We start from the raw sequence: 20980 nt of genomic DNA on the forward strand, positions 1-20980 counted from the left end.
TGACCCGGCACGGCCCGCTCCGCTACAGGTGGGCGAGCTTCTCCAGCACGGGCGCCGCGTTGCGCAGCGTCTCCCACTCGTCCTCGTCCAGGCCTTCGGCGAGGGTGGTCAGCCAGGCGTTCCGCTTGGAGCGGCTCTCGGCGAGCATGGCCTCGGCCTGCTCGGTCTGGCTGACCATCTTCTGTCGACGGTCATCGGGGTGCGGTTCCAGTCTGACAAGTCCCTTGGCTTCCAGCAGCGCGACGATGCGGGTCATCGACGGCGGCTGCACGTGCTCCTTGCGGGCCAGCTCACCGGGGGTGGCGGAACCGCAACGGGCGAGTGTGCCGAGCACCGACATCTCGGTGGGGCTCAGCGACTCGTCGACGCGCTGGTGCTTGAGGCGCCGGCCGAGCAGCATGACGGCGGAGCGAAGGGAGCTCACGGCGGCGGCACTGTCGCCGTCGTGGATCAGGTCAGGCATGTTTGTTAGCGTAACTCATTACCTACCCTAAAGACCACTCGGTGGTACACGCGCGAGACCCGAATCACCAATCGATCACCCAAACGAGTGAGTTCGTGCCGGAAAGTGACCCGCCGCGGGGCCGGGGGACGTAACCCTGCATGCCATGGGATCGACAGTGCTCAGCCTGCGGATAGACGGTGAGCTGCTCGACCGGCTCAAGCAGCACGCCGCAAAACGCGGAATGAGCGTCCAGGACTATGTGGTCCGGACGCTCATTCGCGACGACTTCGACGAGCGCTTCCAGGCGGCCGTCGACGAGACAGAGAAGTTCTACGGGGCGGAAGGGGTCACGGCCGAGGAGGTCACCTGACCCCCCGGGCCGCACCCAGAGCGATCACGTGAGGCCGAGCGCCGGCATCGCGTAGTAGAAGACGAAGACCGCCGACACCACATACATGGCCACCGGCACCGAGCGACCGCGCCCGGCGGCCAGCCGCAGCACGCAGAAGGCGATGAAGCCGATCCCGATGCCGTTGGTGATCGAGTAGGTGAACGGCATCATCACCATGGCGAGGAAGGCCGGCATCGAGAGCGTGTAGTCGCTCCAGTCGATGTCGCGCACCGAGCCCGCGATGATCAGGAAGCCGACCGCCAGCAGCGCCGGAGTGGCCGCCTGCGAGGGGACCATGGTCGCCAGCGGCGTCAGGAACAGCGCCACCGTGAACAGCAGACCCGTCACCACGCTCGCGAGGCCGGTGCGGGCGCCCTCGCCGACCCCTGCCGTGGACTCCACGAAGCAGGTCGAGGCGGAGGAGGAGCTCGCACCGCCCGCGGCGACCGCGATGCCGTCGACGAAGAGCACCTTGTTGATGCCGGGGAAGTGGCCTTCCTTGTCCATCAGCTTGGCCTCGTCGCCGACACCGAGGATGGTGCCCATCGCGTCGAAGAAGCAGGACAGCAGCACGGTGAAGACGAACAGGATGCCGGTGAGCGCGCCCACCTTGTCGAAGCCGCCGAACAGACTGACCTTGCCGATCAGCCCGAAGTCGGGGGAGGCGACCGGGTTGCCCGGCCACTGGGGCACGGTCAGGCCCCAGGCCTCGCCCGGCAGGTCCGCGACCGCGTCGATGACCAGCGCGACGACCGTCATCGCCACGATGGAGATCAGGATCGCGCCCGGCACCTTGCGGACGATCAGCGCGAGCGTGAGCAGCGCGCCGAGGACGAAGACCAGGACCGGCCAGCCGTTGAGGTGACCGTCGTTGCCGAGCTGCAGCGGGACGGTGGTGTGCGCCAGGTCCGGGACACGGGAGACGAAGCCCGAGTCGACCAGGCCGATCAGCAGGATGAAGAGACCGATACCGATCGCGATGCCCTTGCGGAGCGAGGTCGGCACGGCGTTCATCACACGTTCCCGCAGCCCGGTCGCGACCAGCAGCATGACCACGATGCCGGCGAGGACGACCATGCCCATCGCGTCGGGCCAGCTCATCCGAGGGGCGAGCTGGAGGGCGACGACGGTGTTGACGCCGAGGCCCGCGGCCAGCGCGATCGGGACGTTGCCGATCACACCCATGAGCAGGGTGGAGAACGCCGCGGTGAGGACCGTCGCGGTGACCAGCTGCCCACTGTCGAGCTGGTGCCCGTACATGTCCTTCGCGCTGCCCAGGATGATCGGGTTCAGCACGATGATGTACGCCATCGCGAAGAAGGTGGCGAATCCGCCGCGGATCTCACGCGCGACCGACGACCCCCGCTCGGAGATCTTGAAGTAACGGTCCAGGCCGCCGTGGGGCTGGGGAGCCTGGGGCTGCTCGGAGTCGACCGGAGCGGTGGCCGAGGGGGGCATGGCGGACCTCAGTCATACGTAGAGGGGGGTTAAATCTGGTCAGCTTTGGACTTTCGCACGAACAATTCGAGACAGTCGCAAGCAGATTCAGTATGAATACATAAGGCAAAGATCGCTATCTCCGCGCGTAGACCCTTGGGCCGACTGGCCTGAAGGCGTTTATGTACGCGCCGCATACACTGAGCCCATGGCGAAGTGGACACCGAAACACGAGGCACCCGAGCCCCTGGAGGGGCCCGTCGTCGCGACCATCACCGGCGGCACGATCCTCTGGTTCGTCCTCTTCCTCGTCCAGCTCCCGTTCTACGGCTGGTTCGACGACCACGGTCACCTGTGGTGGGTGTGGACCTGCCTGGCCGGTGCGGGACTCGGCCTGATCGGCATCTGGTACGTGCGGGGGCGCGACGCCGCACTCAAGCGGATGGCCGCGGCCGACGCGGCCGGCCCGCAGGCCGACTCCGGGGACGCCCCCGGCAGCACCGCCTGACGCACGCTTGCGCCCGGTCGTAGTACCGCGGGACGATCCCCGTCCTCCCCCGGTCCGGTCTTCGGACCACCCGGCGGGTGAACCGGACGATCCGCCCGTACCGTCGGAACCATGACTCAGCGGGCACTCGACCCCTCAGGGGATGAGCCGAACGGATCCCACGGACCTCCCGGCAACGGCCGGCCGGTGACGATCGACGCCGGCTCCGAGCTCGACCCGGTCCACCCGGTGGAACTGCCGGAACGGACTCCGGCGGCCGGCGGGGGCGGACTGACCGCGGCCGAGGTCGCCGAGCGGATCGCCCGCGGCGAGGTCAACGACGTACCGGTCCGCTCCTCCCGGTCCGTGACCGAGATCGTCCGCGCCAACGTCCTCACCCGGTTCAACCTGATCATCGGCGTGCTCTGGGTGATCATGCTGTGTGTCGCGCCGATCCAGGACAGCCTCTTCGGCTTCGTGATCATCGCCAACACCGGCATCGGCATCGTGCAGGAGTGGCGGGCCAAGAAGACGCTGGACGGCCTCGCGGTCGTCGGCGAGGCGAAACCCACCGTGCGACGGGACGGCGTGGCCGCCGAGATCTCCACCTCCGAGATCGTCCTGGGCGACCTCGTCGAGCTCGGGCCCGGCGACAAGGTCGTCGTGGACGGCACCGTCGCCGAGGCCGACAGCCTGGAGATCGACGAGTCCCTGCTCACCGGCGAGGCCGACCCGGTCCTGAAACGGGCCGGCGACCCGGTGATGTCCGGCAGCTTCGTCGTCGCGGGCGGCGGGGCGTTCGCCGCCACGAAGGTCGGCCGCGAGGCCTACGCGGCGCAGCTCGCCGAGGAGGCCTCCCGCTTCACCCTCGTCCAGTCCGAGCTGCGCAGCGGCATCTCCACCATCCTCAAGTACGTCACCTGGATGATGATCCCGACCGCGCTCGGCCTGATCATCAGCCAGCTGGTGGTGAAGGACAACAACTTCAAGGAGTCGGTCGCCCGGACCGTCGGCGGCATCGTCCCGATGATCCCGGAGGGGCTCGTCCTGCTCACCTCGGTCGCCTTCGCCATCGGCGTCGTACGGCTGGGCCGCAAGCAGTGCCTGGTCCAGGAACTCCCCGCCATCGAGGGCCTGGCCAGGGTCGACGTCGTCTGTCTGGACAAGACCGGCACCCTCACCGAGGGCGGCATGGACGTCACCGAGGTCCGGGCGCTGAACGGCACCGACGACGCGTACCTGGGCCGGGTGCTCGGCGCCCTCGGCGCCTCCGACCCCCGGCCCAACGCCAGCCTCCAGGCGATCATCGACGCCTACCCGCCCCCGGACGGCAAGGGCTGGCACGTCACACAGGCGCTGCCGTTCTCCTCGGCCCGCAAGTACAGCGGCGCCGCGTTCGACGAGGGCGACGGGCAGGCGTCGTCCTGGCTGCTCGGCGCCCCGGACGTGCTGCTGCCCGAGGAGGACCCGGCGCTGGCCGAGATCGAGCAGCTGAACCAGCAGGGCCTGCGCGTGCTGCTCCTGGCCCGGACCGAAGGCGCGCTCGACGACCCCGGGACCGCCGCCGGAGCCGTCCCGAGCGCGCTGATCGTCGTGGAACAGCGGCTGCGGCCCGACGCCGGGGAGACCCTCGCCTACTTCGCCGACCAGCGGGTCGCCACGAAGGTGATCTCCGGCGACAACGCCGTCTCGGTCGGTGCCGTCGCCGCGAAGCTCGGCCTGCCGGGCGCCGAACACACCCTGGACGCGCGCAAGCTGCCCACCGACCCGGACGCGATGGCCACCGCCATGGAGGAGAACGCGGTCTTCGGCCGCGTCACCCCGCAGCAGAAGCGGGAGATGGTCGCCGCCCTCCAGTCCCGCGGGCACACCGTCGCGATGACGGGCGACGGGGTCAACGACGTCCTCGCCCTCAAGGACGCCGACATCGGCGTCTCGATGGGTTCCGGCTCCGAGGCGACCCGGGCCGTCGCCCAGATCGTGCTGCTCAACAACAGCTTCGCGACGCTGCCGTCCGTCGTCGCCGAGGGCCGCCGGGTCATCGGCAACATCACCAGGGTCGCCACCCTGTTCCTGACCAAGACCGTCTACTCGGTGCTGCTGGCCGTCCTGGTGGTCTGCTTCCAGGTCGAGTACCCGTTCCTGCCCCGCCACCTGACGCTGCTGTCGACGCTGACGATCGGCATCCCGGCGTTCTTCCTGGCCCTGGCCCCCAACAAGGAGCGCGCGCATCCGCACTTCGTGCGCCGCGTGATGCGGTACGCGATCCCGTCGGGCACGATCGCGGCGGTCGCCACCTTCGTGACGTACCTGATCGCCCGGCACCACTACGCCGGCAGCGGCGCCCTGGACGCGGAGACCAGCGCCGCCACCCTCACCCTGTTCCTGGTGTCGATGTGGGTCCTGGCGATCATCGCCCGCCCCTACACCTGGTGGCGGATCTGCCTGGTGGCGGCGATGGGCCTGGCCTTCCTGGTCGTGCTCGTGGTGCCGTGGCTCCAGGACTTCTTCGCCCTGAAGCTGGTGGGCACGACGATGCCCTGGACGGCGGTGGGCATCGCAGTGATCGCCTCGGTGGCACTGGAGTACGCCTGGCGCCTGGTGAGCCGCCGCTTCCCGGTGTGACGGCAAGCGGCGGCCTCTTTGACCACTCCGGCAGGAGCCGGAAGGGCTACTTCACGTCGACGTAGTCACCCGTGGCGGTGGCCGCCGGGGTGGTGGACGTACCGGCGAAGCTGTAGCGCCAGTAGCCGTCGGCCGAAGCCTTGACGGTGGTCTTCAGGTCACCCTTGTTGTTCGTCGTCACGGTCTTCACCGTGGTGTAGGTGCTGCTGCCCTTCTTGCGGAACTGCAGCTTCACGGGCTGGGCGGTGTAGCCGTGGTACTTCAGGTCGTCGAAGTTGGCCCGCGACAGCCATCCGGTGACCGTGAGGGTCTTGCCCTTCTTGACCGGCTCCGGCGAGGCGTTGACGGACTGCTTCGACGCACGCTGGAGACTCGCGGTCCCCAGGTTGTCCTGCAGCGCGAAGCCGACCTCGCTGGGGTCGGCCTCGGCCGGGTCCTGGCCCCGGAAGTCGACGGCGAAGCCGCCCGCCTTCCACTTCGTGGCGTCGGCGTTGCCGAGCAGGTCGAACTCGGGCCAGACGGCGATCTGCCCCTTGCAGGTGGCGACCGTGGCGGACACGGCCTTGCAGACGGGAGCCTCGTCGCCGTAGAGCTCGTTCGCCGGGTTGTCGAACGAGCCGCGGTAGAGCGAGACATCGAGCACGAACGACGAGTCGAAGATGTCCACGTCGGCGGCGTGCGTGACGGTGAAGGTGGTCGGAACCCGCTTCGTCAGCGTGGTGCCGACGACTATCGGCTTGCCGCCGTTGACCGTGAGCTTGGAGAAGGTGAGGTCGAGCTCGCCCGGCTCGGACGCGGCCGCGGCCGCGCGGGCGCCGTTCTTCGCGCCGGACTGCGCGGCGGCGGACTGGGCCGCACGCGCGACGTCGGCGACGGTGCTGGTCGAACCGTGCGCGCCGTCGGCCTGAGCGGCCGACGGAAGGACGAGGGCGGAAAGGGCCAGGGCGCCGCTGACAGCGGCAACGGTGGCACGAATGCGCATGTTCGTTCCCCAAGGTGGAGAGGGGGTCCGCGGCAGTCGTCCGCGCGCAGACCCAAGATCGTCAGTGGAGCCTGCTGGCTCCACTGACAAGATGTCCGCCGACCGTGAAGGGTTGTGCGGATCCTGAGGAAATTTCGTGAATCCGCCGCGCGACCCAACCGCCCTCGTCCGGGCGGGTCAGTCGAACCAGCGGTCCCGGGCCAGTTCCTCCGTGCGCGACGGGTCCTCCAGCAGGGCGGCCACCTCGAAGCGGCGCGGCCACTGGCCCGCCGCCCAGGCCAGGCCCGCCGCGACGCCCTCCAGGGTCGCGGCGTGCACGGTGCCGTCCGGGGTGCGGCGCCAGTCCAGCTCGACGCCGCCCGCCCGCAGTTCGGCATGTTCGACGTACGTGGCCGGGGTGCCGGCGCCGAGCAGGATGCGGACCGGTTCCGGCACCTGGTGCTCCTCGCCCTCGCTCGTCACCTCCGCCTCGACGCTCTCGCCGAGCCGCCGCACCTGGAACAGCTCGGCCAGCTCGGCCGCGTTCGCCGGGGCGACCGGGAGGAGCGGCAGTCCCTCGGTGAGCGGCAGCAGGTCGGGGGCGTCCGCGATCATCGCGTCCGCCGCGTCGACGACCCGCACCTCGCCGTCGACCACGGCCCGCAGCTCGTCCGGCAGCGTGACCTGCTCCGGGTCGAGTTCAGCCAGGGCCGTGTACAGGGAGTGCAGTTGTACGGGACCGACCGGGCGGTCCTCGTCCGCGAGCCGGCCCAGGAGCTCGGCCGCACCGCCGGGCTCGTCCAGCAGGGCGGCGACCGAGGTCCGGACACCGAGCGCGCGCAGCACCTGCGCGTCGTCGAAGCCGGTCGCGTCGGCGGAGTCGTACAGGCCGGCCAGCCGGGGATCGCCCCCGTCCGCGCGCAGGCCCGCCGGGCGGCGGCCGTCCAGCACCGGGTGGTCGCGCAGCCACCAGGCGGTGTACGGGCGTACGGACTGCGTCGTACCGTCGGGGAGCAGCACCCGCACCGGCTGGGTCAGCGCGTCGCGCAGCGGCGGCTGTGCGAGGAGCGCCAGCGCCTGCGGCCAGGCGTCGTCGTCGACGAGGTCGAGGTCGCGGACGGCGACCAGTTCGGTGGCGACCGGCGGCACGGGGGTGTCCGGGAGCTGGTCGAGGATGTCCTCGCACCACACGTCGACCGCGTCGAGCAGCCCGGCGTCGTCGGCCTCGGCGAAGTCGCCTTCGCGCGGCTCCAGTTCGTCCGGATCCAGCACCACGTCGGTGGCCCGCACGAGTGCGAACGTGGCCAGCACCCCGCAGGCGGTCAGCGGCTGCTCGCCCCAGCGGCCGGCCAGCTCCGCGTCGCAGAGGGCGAGTTCGCCCTCGCGCATGACGGAGGCGAACGGGCTGCCGGGGAGCACGAGTTCACCGGCCGGAGCGGGCTCGCCGTCCTCGTCCGGCAGCGCGAGCGCGCCGAGCCACGGCTCGTCGCCCGGCACCAGATCGGCGTCCCGGACCAGGGTGAGGACGGTCTCCACGAGCTCGTCGCCGTCCAGGGCGTCCTCGTCCCAGATCTCGCCGGCGTCCAGCGAACCGGCGACGGCGGCCCGCACCTGCGGGGTCGTCAGCACGGCGCGCGGGGTGGCGGGCAGGGCGCCCAGCTTCTCCAGGAGCGGATGCGCGGCGTCCGGGTGAGCGACCTTCAGCCCGAGCCGGCCGAGCCGGTCCAGGACCGGGCCGGTCAGCGCGTCCGGGAGCGGGAGCAGGACCTGCCGGGGGCCGATGGTGGTGCGGGGGACGGCCGGGGACTCGGGTTCCGGGCCCCGGGAAGTCGTCCCGGCGAGCGGTACCGGCAGACCGGAGAGCCGGTCCGGGTCGATGCCGGCCAGGCTGTCGTACAGCCGCCGCCACCAGCCGGGGTCGCGCTCAAGGCCGGCGAGCCGGTCGATCGCCTCGGTCAGCGGCACCCGGGCGACACCGAGCGTCCGCAGCTCGACCCGGCGCTCCAGGCCGGCGGGCAGCAGACAGGGCAGCACCTCGGCCAGCACGGTGACCGTCTCGGCGCCGACCCCCTCCAGCACCTCGGCCTCGATGGGCCGCAGCGCGGTGGTGGCCTTACGGGCGCTCTCGGTCCCGGCGTCCCAGGTGTCCCACTGGTCCGGTTCGGCGGCCGGGTCGCGGGGAGCGGCGGGCTCCAGGAACGCGACGCGCGGCAGCCGCTCCAGGATCGCGCCCCGCAGCGCGCCGTCCAGCTCGCCCTTGCCGAGCGGTCCGGGCACGAGACCGATGGTGGCGACGGACACCGGCTGCCAGTCGGCGAGCAGCTCGGCGAACGCGTCGGCCGCGCGCTGCACCAGGAAGTCGGTGAGCGGTCCGGGCGCGGGGTGGCGGCGGGTGGTGTCCAGCGGCAGCGACGCGATGAGCAGCGCGGGTACGCCGAGCGGTTCGTCGGTGGGGGTCGGCGCGTGCACGACGGGGGCGGTACGGGGGCGTACCGGCGCGCCCTCCGCGTCCACCGGGACGGCCCAGGTCACCGACCAGTGCGGGCGCAGCCGTTCCTCCAGCGGGCGGTCGGCGAGGAGCGCGGGCTCGACCGGTCCGTGGTGGACGACGGTGCGCCAGCGGTTCGTGCCGTGCGCGGAGTCCTCGACATGGGTGTACGGGCCGTGCTGCGAGCGCCTCAACGTCCGTGCGGCGTCCGGCGTTTCGATGACGATCTCGTCGAGGCCGCGCAGGGTGAGCAGCAACGCGTCGTCGACGGCGTCGAGCAGCCGGCCGACCAGGTCCTCGGCCCCGCCGTCGCGCAGCGGCAGGACGACGACGGTGTCGTAGCCGTCCGGGGCGGTGCCCTCGGCGGGCAGCGGGAGCCGCAGCAGGGGTACGTGACCGTCCCGGCGGCGCAGCTCGTCACCGAGGCCGGGGCTGCCGACGGCCGCCTGCGCGGCGAGGTCGCGCGCCTCGGCGAGTGACCAGCGGACGCCACCGTGCCGGCCGATGACGGCGGGCTCGTCGCTCACCGCGAGCACGGCGGCGAACCCGACACCGAACCTGCCCACGGCCGATTCGTGCCCCTCGCGCTTGGCGGAGGCGCGCAGGGTGGACAGCGACTCCACGCCGGTGGCGTCCAGGGGCGCGCCGGTGTTCGCGGCGGCGAGGACGGCGGGGGCCTCGGCGGTCGCGGGATGCAGGGTGAGGCGGAGTCGGCCGGGTACCCGGGCGCGGGCTGCGGCGTCGGCGGCGTTCTGGGCCAGTTCGACGACGAGGCGGTCGCGGTAGCCGCCGAGCGCGAGGTCCTCCTCGGCGTTGGCGTCCTCGCGGAAACGGGCGGGGCCCGCGCCCCAGGCATCGAGCACGCCGCGCCGCAGTCGTGCGGTGCCGAACGGGTCGGCGCCCTCGGTCGCATTCATGCTCACGCTGTGACTCCCTCATCCGGTTAGGCGTCCCCGTGCCGCCAAGTGTGCGCCCCGAAGCTACCGGGTCCTGGGGGGTGCGGCGCTGTCCTCAATCGCCGGACGGGCTGGAATGCCACCAGAGCAGCCCGGAACCGACTGCCCCGCTCCCCACAGCCCCGGTTCCGTCCTCAAACGCCGGACGGGCTGATCAGCCCCCAGGCGCGCGCCCGTAGCCCCCTCAAACACGCACGGCAACTCAAACCCGCACGGCAAACTCAAGCCCGTCCGGCGATTGAGGACAAAACCAGCAGGCACCGAAGCCCGCACGGCAAACCAAGCCCGTCCGGCGATTGAGGACGGAACCGGCACGCCGGAGCAGGCCGCGGCACACGGAATGGCCCCCGCCGCACGCGGAAGAGGCCCCCGCGTCACACGGAAGAGCCCCGCGGCACGCGGGACACGCTCCCGCGGCCACCGGCCTCAGGAGTGGCCGAGATCCTCCACCGCATCCGACTCCACCGGCACCGAGCCGGAATCCCGAGCCGGCCGCAGCGGGTACTCATCCACCTGCATCGTGTCCAGCGCATGCGGCGCCGGCTTCGGCGGCTTCGGCATCACCGCCGCCTCCGAATGCCCACCGCAGCCGTACGACAGGGACACCACGTGCCCGTCCGCCGGACCGAACTCGTTCGCGCACACCCCGAAGGCCTGCTTCAGCGAGCCCGCGAGCGGCACCAGGAAGGCACAGGACACGCAGGAGGCCGGAGCCGCCTGGGCCATTGGTGTCTTCGCGCCGAAACCCTCGTCCCAGCGGTCGGCCGCCGCATGCAGCCCGTACCGGGACAGCACCCGCGCACGCCGCATGCCGAGCTCGTCCGCGACCGCCGCGATCGAACCGCGGCGCGGCGCGTCCGGGCGCGTCGTCAGCTCCGCGTCCTCCGACTCGACGAGATCCGCCAGCTCACCCGAGACCGCGGCGATCGCGGAGTTGGGCGGCAGCTCGTCGTCGCCGGTGTACCCGGGCTCCAGGCGCAGATCGTCCGCCTCGGTGGGCAGCAGGTCGCCCGGCCCCATGTCACCCGGCCGCAGCCGCTCGCTCCACGGCACCCACTCCGGCGCGAGCAGCGCTTCGCCGCCCGGCAGCAGCACCGTCTCGTCCAGCGTGACGTTCTTCGCGCGGGAGGCCCTGGCGACCGTCACCGCCCAGCGCCAGCCCCGGTAAGCCGGGTCCTTGCACTCGAAGTAGTGCGTGACCACCCGGTCCCCCTCGGGGACCACGTCCACATGCTCACCCACGACCCCTGGCGCGGCTGCCTCCTCGGCCGCCGCGCGGGCGAGGTCTACTGCCTCGGCGCACAAACGGTCGGGAACAGGGGTACGGGCCGTACGGCTTCGCGTCGTCGCAGCACTCACAGGTCTCGCTTCTCTCCTACGCCAGTCTCACGAGCGCGCCAGCACATCCATCGATTTCGGCCATTCGGTTGCGGGCGGAGCGGACCTGGGGGCCGCGTCGACGTCCACACCCGTTGTGCCTGCCTCGGGCGCACCTTCTGCAACCCATTCTGCGGGATCGCCGAGAGGCGCGCGGCCAAGAACAACCGCCGGTGGCGCGCTACGCACGCTACCCTCTCCGCCGCTTCCCGCCCACCTGCCCGTCCCAAACGGCGCCGTATCCGGTGCCGTGTCCCGTGTAAAGAGCGCGGCCCGGCCACCGGCATCCGCACCCGCGCACCCCCTGCCACCTGGCCGATCACTGACCCGACGGGGCGGTCCGCAGCACGCCCCGCGCCGATCTCGGTTCGCAATGCCTGGGACTGGGGCAGTATGACCAAGTGGCTTCCGCCAGGTCGCACGACGGGGCCGGCCCGCTCCGCAGGACAGGCCGGTCGATCGGTCATGCCCTCCACACGCCGTTCACCGGAACCGCCAGAGGCATCCGGAAGGCGACTCATGCCCACGGCGCCGGCGAGTCCGGGCTGGGCAGACTGATCGAGCTGCACGCGGTGAACGGCGCGGGCGACGTGATGATCACCATCGCCCTCGCGTCCACGGTGTTCTTCTCCGTACCGACCGACGAGGCCCGCGGCCGGGTCGCCCTGTACCTCGCCGTCACGATGGCGCCGTTCATCGTCCTCGCCCCCGTCATCGGCCCGCTCCTGGACCACCTGCCGCACGGCCGCCGCGCCGCGATGGCGGGCTCCATGCTGGCCCGTGCGCTGCTGGCGCTCACCATGTCGGGCGCGGTCGCCACCAGCGGCCTGGAGCTGTATCCGGCGGCCCTGGGCGTCCTGGTCTGCTCGAAGGCGTACGGGGTCGTGCGCAGCGCCGTCGTACCGCGTCTGCTGCCACCCCGCTTCTCGCTGGTGAAGGCGAACTCACGGGTCACCCTGGCCGGTCTGCTGGCGACGGGCGCGGCCGCTCCGATCGGCGCCGGGCTGCAGTCCATCGGCCCGCCGTGGCCGCTGTACGGCGCCTGCGCGATCTTCGTCGGGGGCGCCGTCCTGGCGTTCACCATGCCGCCCAAGGTGGACTCGGCGAAGGGCGAGAGCAAGGCGCATCTGGTGCCGCCGCACGGCGAGGGTGCCGTCCGGCCCGAACCGCTGCGGACATCCGCCACGCCCAAGGCCGGAAAGAAACCTGCCAGGTCCAAGGAGAAGAACGGGGAGAAGCGCCCCGGGCTGCGTTCCGTCGGCCCGTCCGTCCTGCACGGGCTCCAGGCCAACGCCGCGCACCGCGCGCTCTCCGGCTTCCTCATCTTCTTCCTGGCGTTCCTGCTGCGCGAGCAGCCGCTCGCCGGCCAGAGCGCCGCGGTCTCGCTCGGCATCGTCGGCGTGGCCGCCGGGACGGGCAACGCGCTGGGCACGGCGGTCGGCTCCTGGCTCAGGGCCCGCGGCCCTGAGGTGATCATCGCCTCGGTGCTGGGCCTGGCACTCGGCGTCGCCGTGCTGGCCGCGATCTTCTTCAGCACCGTCATGGTCGCCGCGCTCGCCGCGATGGCCGGCTTCACCCAGGCCCTGTCGAAGCTGTCGCTGGACGCGATGATCCAGCGCGATGTGCCGGAGGAGGTGCGGACCTCCGCGTTCGCACGGTCCGAGACACTGCTCCAGATGGCCTGGGTGGTCGGCGGCGCGATCGGCATCGCCCTCCCCCTCAACGGCGTACTGGGCATGTCGGTCGCCGCGGGCATCCTCGCGCTCGGTGCGGGAGCCTCCGTACGGGGGCTGCTGAGCACCGCGCGGCGCGGCTCGCCGCACCCCCGCGTGGCGTGAGCCGGAGCGACCGATAGCCTTCGGCCCATGACCGTTGCGTTCTTCTCCGGTAAGGGCCGTCGAATCGGCGTCGCTCTTGGTGCCGTGTCCGCGGGACTCCTTGTCCTCTCCGCCTGCGACAAGCCGACGCCGCTCGCCACCGTGACGGTCGGCGACAACTCGGTGAGTACCGAGGCGTCCTGCTACAACGACGGCAAGGCCCTGAACGAGTCCGACACCCAGGGCTGCCTCAACAAGAAGGCGGAGAAGTCCGTCAAGGTCGCGATGGACGACAAGGTCCGCTTCGGCGTGGACCCCGAGGTCGCCGACAACGGCTGGACGCTCTTCATCAACGGCCAGCAGGCCGAGCAGGAGCCGTACAAGAAGACCTACCGGTCCATCCCGGGCAGCGCCTTCTTCTCCAGCGAGAGCGGCGCGACCACGAGCAAGACGCAGATCAGCATCGTGGAGACGAAGGGCAAGAAGCTGACCGGCATCTGGCACTTCGAGCTCAAGAAGACCGACTGACCCCCTCCTGCCCTCGGAGGCCTCCTCCCGTGCGTGTGCTTGTCGTGACCGCTGTCCCGGTGGAACGGGACGCGGTCACGCGTGCGTTCGGGGACGGTTCCGCGGTGTCGGTGTTCCCGGTGCCGGGCGCGGAGATCCACCGCGCCGGCCCCTTCGACGTCCTGGCGGGCGGCGCCGGACCGGCCGCTGCGGCGGCCGCCGCCGCGTTCGCCCTGGCTTCGGACCGCTACTGCCTGGTGATCTCAGCCGGCATCGGCGGCGGGTTCGCCCCCGCCGCCCCGCTCGGCTCGCTCGTCGTCGCGCAGGCGATCGTCGCGGCCGATCTGGGCGCCGACACACCCGACGGGTTCGTGCCCGTCACCGCGCTGGGCTTCGGGCGCGACCGCATCGCGCCACCGCCCGCGCTGGTACGGGAAGCGGCCTCGGCCACCGGTGCGGTGACCGGCGACATCCTCACCGTCTCCACCGTGACCGGCAGCGCCGCGCGCACCGCCGCCCTGCTCGCCGCGCACCCCGGCGCCGTCGCCGAGGCCATGGAGGGGTTCGGGGTCGCGGAGGCGGCCGACCGGATCGGCGTGCCCGTCCTGGAGATCAGGGCCGTCTCGAACGCCGTCGGCCCCCGCGACCGCGACGCCTGGCGCATCGGCGACGCGCTGGCCGCGCTCACCGACGCGTTCGGGAAGCTCATACCCGTACTGGAAGGCTGGACCCACCATGACCGAAACGACTCCTGACCCGCTCCGGATCGCTTTCTCGCCGTGCCCGAACGACACGTTCGTCTTCGACGCCTGGGTGCACGGAAGAGTCCCCGGCGCGCCCGCCCTCGATGTCACCTTCGCCGACATCGACATCACCAACGGGATGGCCGAGCGCGGCGAACTGGACGTGCTCAAGGTCTCGTACGCGGTGCTGCCCTGGGTCCTTCAGGAGTACGCGCTGCTGCCGTGCGGCGGCGCGCTGGGACGGGGCTGCGGTCCGCTGGTCCTCACCAAGGAGGCGGGCGCGGACCTGACGGGGAAGACCGTCGCCGTGCCGAGCGAGCGCTCCACCGCGTACCTGCTGTTCCGGCTCTGGGCCGCGGAAGTGGTGCCGGGCGGGGTCGGCGAGATCGTCGTGATGCCGTTCGACGAGATCATGCCGGCGGTACGGGACGGCAAGGTGGACGCCGGTCTCGTCATCCACGAGGCACGCTTCACGTACCAGAACTACGGCCTGCACAACCTGGCCGACATGGGACGGCACTGGGAGGACACGACCGGGCTGCCGATCCCGCTCGGCGCGATCATCGCCAAGCGGTCGCTGGGCGCGGACACGCTGGAGCGGCTCGCCGAGTCGGTGCGCACGTCGGTACGGATGGCGTGGGACGACCCGGAGGCCTCCCGGCCGTACGTGCTGGCGCACGCGCAGGAGATGGACCCGTCCGTCGCCGACCAGCACATCGGGCTGTACGTCAACGAATTCACCGCCGACCTCGGGGAGGACGGCTACGCGGCCATCCGCGGCCTGCTGACGCGCGCCGCGGCCGAGGGGCTTGTCCCGCCCCTCGCCCCGGACGCGCTGTCGTCCCCCTGAGCCCCGCGCGTCAGCCGTCCTACACGTCGAGCTGGTCGGCGACCGCGCGGAGCAGGCCGCCGATCTTGGCGCCGGCCGCCTTGTCGGGGTAGCGGCCGCGCTCCAGCATCGGCGTGATGTTCTCCAGCACGGTCGTCAGGTCCTGCACGATCGAAGCCAGTTCGTCCGGCTTGCGGCGCTGGGCGGCCGCGACGGACGGGGTGGGGTCGAGGATGGCCACGGAAAGTGCCTGGTCACCGCGTTGTCCCGCGACGACGCCGAATTCGACGCGCTGGCCGGGCTTGAGGGCGTCGACTCCGGCGGGGAGCACGGAGGAGTGCACGAAGACGTCACTGCCGTCGTCGCGGGAGAGGAAGCCGAAGCCCTTCTCGCTGTTGAACCACTTGACCTTGCCAGTCGGCAAAGCACGCACCCCATCTCAACCCGTATGCCGGAACAAAGCCTCAGCAGGTCAGGCCGTTCTAAGGTCGCGCTCCCCTGCTGGCAGAAGCCTCCACAGATGAAGTACCCCTCGTCAACCCTGGTCATCCGGACTGTGTCCGGAAAGAACTACCCTGACCGGGTGAGTACTTCTCCTTCTGGCGCCGGTGACCGGCTGGTCCGGGTCGGCGCGATCGTCTTCTTCGTCGGCGCGGTGGCCACGCTGGTCACCGTGGCCCCCTGTTCCTCGGCACCGAGCCGTTCCCGTCCGTCGCGTATGCGGTCTGCATGCTGATGGGCGTGGGGTTCCTGATCGCCGCCGCGGGCGTGATCCGCTCGGTACGGGCGGGGGCACCGGCGCGATAACGGGCCGCCGCGCCCCGGGCGGCGGGGGCGTGGCCGCCCGTCCGGCGGCGGGGGCGTGGCCGCCCGTTCGGCGGCTGACGGCGGAACGGGGGCTACGCGGGCCGGCCGGCGAATTCCCGCAGCCAGGCCGGGAACTCCGTCAGGGACGCCAGCACCACGTCCGCCCCCGCCGCCCGAAGCTCGGCCCCGTCGCACGGGCCGGTCGTCACGGCCACCGAGTGCGCGCCCGCGACCCGCGCGCCGCGCACGTCGCCGGTGTGGTCGCCCACATACACCCCGGCCCCGTGCTCCCGCAGCGCCTGCGCCTTCGCCTCGGCCCACAGGCCGCCGACGATCACGTCCGGCTCGATCCCCAGGTGCGCGAGGTGCAGCTTCGCGTTGGGCTCGTACTTGGCGGTGACGACCATCGTCCGGCCGCCCAGCTCACGGATCGCCTCCACCGACTCCCGCGCGCCGGGCATCGCTAGCGTCGGGGCGATCGCGTATGTGGGATAGATCTCGCGGTAGCGGTCGGCCACGGCGGCCACCTCGGCGGCCGGGAACCAGTTCACCAGCTCGTCCTCCAGCGGCGGGCCGAGCCGGCTCACCACCAGATCGGTGTCGATCACCGCGCCCGTCTCGGCGGAGAGGGCCAGGTAGGCGGCCTTGATACCGGGCCGGGAGTCGATGAGCGTCATGTCCAGGTCGAAGCCGACCGTCAGCGGTTGCGAAGCCATGCCATCCATTGTGCGGTGCGGGGGCCCCGTGCGGGCTGCGGTTTCGGGGGGTCCTGGCTCTGGCCCGGGCCCCCGGGCTGGGGGTTTTGTCCTCAATCGCCGGACGGGCTTGGAGTGGTGCGGGTGCCCCGTGCGGGGTGCGCTGCCCGGGTGGTGGTGGTCCGGTGCCCCTCCGGGGTGTCTCCTCAAACGACGAACGTTCCGCGGGTACGCGAGGGACCCGGGTATCTGTTCGTCGTCCTGCGGGGACTCCCCTGCACGGCCCCGGACCGGCCGTCCCGCGTCTGCGGCAGTCGTGGGGCCGGTGTGCAGACGCGACCGATGCAAGGGGGTGGGGACGTGCAGGGGAGTCCCCGCAGGAAATGGCGTACGACCCGGGTCCCTCGCGGACCCGGGTGAACACGCCATTTCTGAGGAGACGCCCCGGAGGGGCACCACCCCCACCCACCGAACACAGCGCACCCCGCGGGGCGACCCGCACCACTCAAGCCCGTCCGGCGATTGAGGACGGAACCCCGCGCAACGGGGGAACCCGCACACCACGAGGCACCCCGCACGGGGACGCCGCGCCCCACGGGGACCTCTACCGCCGCCGCGCCCGCCAGACCAGGAACAGGGCCGAGGCCACCGCTGCCACGCGGACCACCACCGGCCACACCCCGCTCAGCGCGTCCGCCATTCCGTGTTCGGGGATCGGCTTGCCCCAGCGGCCGTCCAGGCGGCCCCAGAGCCAGACGAGGCCGCCCGCCAGGACCAGCCCGGGTACCCCCATCGCCGCCCACTTCGCCTCCGTGCGGGACATCCGGCGGGAGCTGTACGCGAGCAGCCAGCCGCCCGCCAGGGCCAGCAGGGAGCCCATCACCGCGCCGGCCACCAGCAGGCCGGCGGCGAGCAGCAGCAGCGGGTGGGAGAAGCCGCGGGGCGCCCGTTCCTCGCCGCTCCGGCGGCGGCGCAGCCTCGGGAGCCGGCGGCGCCGGGCCGGGGCCGCCGCCTCGTACCCCTCCTCGGGCTCCTCCTCGTCGTCCTCGAACTCCTCGTCCTCGTCCTCCGCCGCCACCGGCGGCCTCAGCACCGCCGGGATCTCCACCCCGCCCCGGAACCCCGGTACGTCGGTCCCCGCGCCGAACTCACCGAAGGGTCCCGGATCGACGCGCCACCAGTCCGCCTCGCTCCCGGACGGTCCGAGCTCGTCCGTGCCCGCGCGGTGCGGCGCGGACGGCGCCGGCCCGGGTGACGCCCCGGACGCCTCGCCCCGCACCTCCGACGCGCCCTTGCGCGAACTGTCTTTCCGGAGCTTCGCCCGGCGCGGCCGCGGGATCCCGCCCGCCTCCGCGGCGCCCCAGTCCGGCGCCTGCGGCAGCGCTACCGTTCCGTCGGCCGACGTGGCCGCCGCCGCGACCAGTTCGTCGGGGGTGCCGAGCGTCCCGATGATGCGGCGCACCGCCCCCGGCGTGTCCGCGGCCTGCTTCACCCGCTGCCGGTCGATCTCGCCCCGCAGCGCCGTCACGAGCCTCATCCGGGTGCCCGAGGACAGCTGTTGCTGCTGCGCCAGGTCCCCGACCCGGCTGAGGTAGTCGAAGACCAGCTGATCGCTCTCGATCCCCACGCGATGGTTCCCCTCTACGGCCCTGCACCGACGGTAGCGTCCTCGGGCCTGTCCGGAGCGACTACCGTGGGACGGATGGGGATGACCACACCACCGCGGACGCTCGCCGAGGCTCTGCGCGCCCGGGACGACGAGTCTTTGGCCGGGCTGCTGCGTGCCCGCCCCGATCTCCTCAACCCCGTGCCCAACGACATCACCCAGCTCGCGACGCGTGCCGGCACCCGTGCCTCCGTCGTCCGCGCCCTGGAACACCTCGACCGGTTCGCCCTGCAGACCGCCGAGGCACTCGCGGTCGCACCCGACCCGGCTCCCTACGACACCCTGCTCGGCCTGCTCACCGGTGACGGCCGGGACGACGGCGAGCTCCGCGGCGACGCCGGCGCGGCCATCGTGGACGCGCTGCCCGGGTCCCTGACCACCCTGCGCGAACAGGCCCTCGTCTGGGGCGAGGACGAGCGGCTGCACCTGGTGCGGACCGCCCGCGAGCTCCTCTCGCCGTCACCGCAGCACCCCTCCCCCACCGGCCTGGGCCCGACTGTCGCGGAGGCCACCTCCGGCATGTCACCGGGCCGGCTCCAGGAGATCCTGGTCGCGGCCGGGCTGCCCGCCACCTACGACCCGGTCTCCGCGGTGACCGCCCTGGCCGCGCTCTTCACCGACCGCGTGCGGATGGGCGAACTCCTCGACACCGCACCCGTGGAGGCGCTGTCGGTGCTGGACCGGCTGGTCTGGGGCCCGCCGTACGGCGAGGTGACCCCGAACCCCACCCCGCCCGTGAAGTGGCTGCGCGACCGCGGGCTGCTGCTGCCCGTGTCGACCCGCACCGTCGTGCTGCCCCGCGAGGCCGCCCTGCACCTGCGGGCCGGACGCGCCCACCGGGTGCCCGAGCCGCAGCCGCCCGCGGTGGTCGCCGTGGCCGAACGCGATCCACAGGCTGTGGACAGCGCGGCGGCGGGCCAGGCGTTCCTGTCGGTGTCCACCGTCGAGGAGCTCCTGAAGAGCTGGAACGGCGGCGGGCCCGCCATACTGCGGGCCGGCGGCCTCAGCGTCCGCGAGCTGAAGAAGACCGCGGCCGTCCTCGACGTGTCGGAACCCGTGGCCGCGTTCTGGATCGAACTCGCCCACGCCGCCGGGCTGCTGGCCTCCGACGGGGAGGCCGACGAGCGGTACGCGCCTACTCCCGCGTACGACGACTGGACCGACCTCCCCGCCCAGGACCGCTGGGTACGCCTCGCCGCCGCCTGGCTCGCCGCCACGCGCACCGCGGGACTGGTGGGCGGCCAGGACGCCAAGGGCCGCGCCCTGTCCACGCTCGGCCCCGACCTGGACCGTTCCGCCGCGCCCGAGGTCCGCCACCGGGTACTGGCCCTGCTCGCCGAGCTGCCCCACGGCACCGCCCCCGACCCGGAGACCGTGCTCGCCCGGCTCCGCTGGGAACGCCCGCTGCGCGGTGCCTCCGCATCCGCCGGGGACACCACCGACCTGCGGTCCCGGATCGCCCTGTGGACGCTGAACGAGTCCGAGCTCCTCGGCATCACGGGCCGCGGCGCCCTCGCCTCGCAGTCCCGCGCCCTGCTGTACGCCGGACCCGCCGAGGCCGCCGCCCGGCTGGCCCCGCTCATCCCGGAACCGCTCGACCACGTCCTGCTCCAGGCCGACCTGACCGCCGTCGCCCCGGGCCCGCTGGAGCGCCCCCTCGCGGACATGCTCGCCACCGTCGCGGACATCGAGTCGAAGGGTGGCGCCACGGTCTATCGGTTCACCCCGGGCTCGGTGCGCCGCGCCCTGGACGCCGGGCAGTCCGCCGCCGACCTGCACGCCTTCCTCACCGCACACAGCCGTACGCCGGTGCCGCAGCCCCTCAGCTACCTCATCGACGACGTCGCCCGCCGCCACGGCCATCTGCGGATCGGCGCCGCCTCCTCGTACGTGCGCTGCGACGACGAGGCCGTCCTCAACGAGATCCTCGCCGACAAGCGCTCGGCCACCCTGCGGCTGCGCCGCCTCGCGCCGACTGCCCTGGCCGCCCAGATCGACCCGGCCTCGCTCCTCGACGGCCTGCGCGAGCTCGGCTACGCGCCCGCCGCGGAGTCCGCCGACGGCGACGTCCTGATCACCCGCGCGGGCGCCCGCCGCACCCCGCCCCGCTCGGCCCCCGCCCCGTCCCGAGGGGCCGCCGGTCCCCGATCCCACCCTGCTGGGTGCGGCGGTCCGGGCGATCCGGGCCGGGGACACGGCCGCCACGGTCGTCCACAAGGAGACCGGCCCCGCGGCCCCCACGGGCGCACTGCCCCGCAGCACCTCCGCCGAGACCCTCGTCACCGTCCAGGCCGCGGCGATGACCGGCTCCGCGATCTGGATCGGCTACGTCAACGCGGAGGGCGCCGCCAGCCAGCGCGTCATCGCGCCGGTCCGCGTCGAGGGCGGCTACGTGACGGCGTACGACCACACGGCCGACGAGGTCCGCACGTATCCCCTCCACCGCATCACCGGCGTCGCAGAACTGGCCGACGACCAGAGCGCTTAAGCGGTGGCTGGCTTGCGGGGTGCGGGGTCCCCGTGCGGGGGCCTCGTGGGGTGCGGGTCCCCTTGGTTCGGGGTTCCGTCCTCAATCGCCGGACGGGCTTGAGTGGTGCGGGTCGCCCCGCGGGGTGCGCTGTGCCCGGTGGGTGGGGGGTGGTGCCCCTCCGGGGCGTCTCCTCAGAAATGGCGTGGCACCCCGCAACGCCATGAACCCGGGTCCTACGCCATTCCCTGCGGGGACTCCCCTGCACGTCCCCACCCCCTG

The 20980-nt window shown here is 72.6% G+C and carries 15 protein-coding genes and 2 pseudogenes; 9 read left to right on the forward strand and 8 right to left on the reverse strand.

Annotated elements, in window-relative coordinates; translation table 11 throughout:
- Positions 1 to 22: 22 nt before the first annotated feature.
- Positions 23 to 463 (reverse strand): MarR family winged helix-turn-helix transcriptional regulator, encoded by a 441-nt coding sequence (locus LNW71_RS12880; RefSeq protein WP_123460825.1) that lies wholly within the window; start codon positions 461 to 463, stop codon positions 23 to 25.
- A gap of 145 nt (positions 464 to 608) precedes the next feature.
- Here LNW71_RS12880 and LNW71_RS12885 point away from each other — a divergent pair, with 145 nt between their 5' ends.
- Complete coding sequence (locus LNW71_RS12885; RefSeq protein ID WP_148019339.1) at positions 609 to 815, forward strand: ribbon-helix-helix protein, CopG family; 207 nt, start codon at positions 609 to 611, stop codon at positions 813 to 815.
- Positions 816 to 839: 24 nt separating this feature from the next.
- On the opposite strand, the gene LNW71_RS12890 is transcribed toward LNW71_RS12885, so the two are convergent.
- Positions 840 to 2294 carry an NCS2 family permease gene (locus LNW71_RS12890; RefSeq protein ID WP_250968371.1) on the reverse strand — a complete coding sequence of 485 codons (1455 nt, stop codon included), beginning with the start codon at positions 2292 to 2294 and terminating at the stop codon, positions 840 to 842.
- Positions 2295 to 2481: 187 nt separating this feature from the next.
- On the opposite strand from LNW71_RS12890, the gene LNW71_RS12895 reads away from it, so the two are divergent.
- Complete coding sequence (locus LNW71_RS12895; protein ID WP_250968372.1) at positions 2482 to 2781, forward strand: DUF2530 domain-containing protein; 300 nt, start codon at positions 2482 to 2484, stop codon at positions 2779 to 2781.
- A gap of 111 nt (positions 2782 to 2892) precedes the next feature.
- The gene (locus tag LNW71_RS12900) at positions 2893 to 5385 is read left to right on the forward strand and encodes an HAD-IC family P-type ATPase (RefSeq protein WP_250968373.1); all 2493 of its coding nucleotides are present in this window, start codon (positions 2893 to 2895) and stop codon (positions 5383 to 5385) included.
- A gap of 46 nt (positions 5386 to 5431) precedes the next feature.
- On the opposite strand, the gene LNW71_RS12905 is transcribed toward LNW71_RS12900, so the two are convergent.
- From LNW71_RS12905 to LNW71_RS12915, 3 genes are all read right to left on the reverse strand, one after another.
- The gene (locus LNW71_RS12905) at positions 5432 to 6367 is read right to left on the reverse strand and encodes a hypothetical protein (RefSeq protein ID WP_250968374.1); all 936 of its coding nucleotides are present in this window, start codon (positions 6365 to 6367) and stop codon (positions 5432 to 5434) included.
- Between the two features lie 177 nt (positions 6368 to 6544).
- Complete coding sequence (locus LNW71_RS12910) at positions 6545 to 9751, reverse strand: sacsin N-terminal ATP-binding-like domain-containing protein (RefSeq protein WP_250971984.1); 3207 nt, start codon at positions 9749 to 9751, stop codon at positions 6545 to 6547.
- A 465-nt stretch (positions 9752 to 10216) separates the two neighbouring features.
- A complete protein-coding gene (locus LNW71_RS12915; RefSeq protein WP_250968375.1) occupies positions 10217 to 11149 on the reverse strand; it encodes a DUF3027 domain-containing protein in 933 nt (310 codons plus the stop codon).
- Between the two features lie 419 nt (positions 11150 to 11568).
- Here LNW71_RS12915 and LNW71_RS12920 point away from each other — a divergent pair, with 419 nt between their 5' ends.
- Genes LNW71_RS12920 through LNW71_RS12935 form a run of 4 tightly spaced genes read left to right on the forward strand, consistent with a single transcriptional unit; the run spans position 11569 to position 15084 of the window.
- A complete protein-coding gene (locus LNW71_RS12920) occupies positions 11569 to 13005 on the forward strand; it encodes an MFS transporter (RefSeq protein ID WP_250968376.1) in 1437 nt (478 codons plus the stop codon).
- Positions 13006 to 13032: 27 nt separating this feature from the next.
- Positions 13033 to 13512 (forward strand): DUF2771 domain-containing protein, encoded by a 480-nt coding sequence (locus LNW71_RS12925; RefSeq protein ID WP_250968377.1) that lies wholly within the window; start codon positions 13033 to 13035, stop codon positions 13510 to 13512.
- 29 nt (positions 13513 to 13541) lie between these two features.
- Positions 13542 to 14246 (forward strand): futalosine hydrolase, encoded by a 705-nt coding sequence (locus tag LNW71_RS12930; RefSeq protein WP_250968378.1) that lies wholly within the window; start codon positions 13542 to 13544, stop codon positions 14244 to 14246.
- On the forward strand, positions 14227 to 15084 hold the full coding sequence (locus LNW71_RS12935; protein ID WP_250968379.1) for a 1,4-dihydroxy-6-naphthoate synthase: 858 nt from the start codon (positions 14227 to 14229) through the stop codon (positions 15082 to 15084). Before LNW71_RS12930 ends, LNW71_RS12935 begins: the two co-directional genes overlap by 20 nt.
- Positions 15085 to 15103: 19 nt before the next feature.
- Here LNW71_RS12935 and LNW71_RS36130 read toward each other — a convergent pair whose 3' ends face one another.
- Positions 15104 to 15487, reverse strand: a complete 384-nt coding sequence (locus LNW71_RS36130) for a cold-shock protein (protein ID WP_285802107.1) — start codon at positions 15485 to 15487, stop codon at positions 15104 to 15106.
- Between the two features lie 159 nt (positions 15488 to 15646).
- Here LNW71_RS36130 and LNW71_RS12945 point away from each other — a divergent pair.
- Positions 15647 to 15870: pseudogene (locus tag LNW71_RS12945) on the forward strand (hypothetical protein).
- Between the two features lie 92 nt (positions 15871 to 15962).
- On the opposite strand, the gene LNW71_RS12950 reads toward LNW71_RS12945, so the two are convergent.
- Both LNW71_RS12950 and LNW71_RS12955 read right to left on the reverse strand, forming a co-directional pair.
- Positions 15963 to 16586 (reverse strand): HAD family hydrolase, encoded by a 624-nt coding sequence (locus LNW71_RS12950; protein WP_374119394.1) that lies wholly within the window; start codon positions 16584 to 16586, stop codon positions 15963 to 15965.
- Positions 16587 to 17169: 583 nt separating this feature from the next.
- Positions 17170 to 18192, reverse strand: coding sequence for a hypothetical protein (locus LNW71_RS12955; protein WP_250968381.1), 1023 nt, complete (start codon positions 18190 to 18192; stop codon positions 17170 to 17172).
- A 75-nt stretch (positions 18193 to 18267) separates the two neighbouring features.
- Here LNW71_RS12955 and LNW71_RS12960 point away from each other — a divergent pair.
- Positions 18268 to 20719, forward strand: a pseudogene (locus tag LNW71_RS12960) (helicase C-terminal domain-containing protein).
- The last annotated feature ends 261 nt before the right edge of the window (positions 20720 to 20980 follow it).

Source organism: Streptomyces sp. RKAG290 (assembly GCF_023701695.1).
GTDB lineage: Bacteria > Actinomycetota > Actinomycetes > Streptomycetales > Streptomycetaceae > Streptomyces.

What these genes read in the sequence shown, in the direction of transcription:
- LNW71_RS12910 (WP_250971984.1), bottom strand. Translation starts at nt 9,751, where the DNA reads ATGAATGCGACCGAGGGCGCCGACCCGTTCGGCACCGCACGACTGCGG.
- LNW71_RS12925 (WP_250968377.1), top strand. Translation starts at nt 13,033, where the DNA reads ATGACCGTTGCGTTCTTCTCCGGTAAGGGCCGTCGAATCGGCGTCGCT.
- LNW71_RS12950 (WP_374119394.1), bottom strand. Translation starts at nt 16,586, where the DNA reads ATGGCTTCGCAACCGCTGACGGTCGGCTTCGACCTGGACATGACGCTC.
- LNW71_RS12880 (WP_123460825.1), bottom strand. Translation starts at nt 463, where the DNA reads ATGCCTGACCTGATCCACGACGGCGACAGTGCCGCCGCCGTGAGCTCC.
- LNW71_RS12900 (WP_250968373.1), top strand. Translation starts at nt 2,893, where the DNA reads ATGACTCAGCGGGCACTCGACCCCTCAGGGGATGAGCCGAACGGATCC.
- LNW71_RS12905 (WP_250968374.1), bottom strand. Translation starts at nt 6,367, where the DNA reads ATGCGCATTCGTGCCACCGTTGCCGCTGTCAGCGGCGCCCTGGCCCTT.
- LNW71_RS12890 (WP_250968371.1), bottom strand. Translation starts at nt 2,294, where the DNA reads ATGCCCCCCTCGGCCACCGCTCCGGTCGACTCCGAGCAGCCCCAGGCT.
- LNW71_RS12935 (WP_250968379.1), top strand. Translation starts at nt 14,227, where the DNA reads ATGACCGAAACGACTCCTGACCCGCTCCGGATCGCTTTCTCGCCGTGC.
- LNW71_RS12885 (WP_148019339.1), top strand. Translation starts at nt 609, where the DNA reads ATGGGATCGACAGTGCTCAGCCTGCGGATAGACGGTGAGCTGCTCGAC.
- LNW71_RS12895 (WP_250968372.1), top strand. Translation starts at nt 2,482, where the DNA reads ATGGCGAAGTGGACACCGAAACACGAGGCACCCGAGCCCCTGGAGGGG.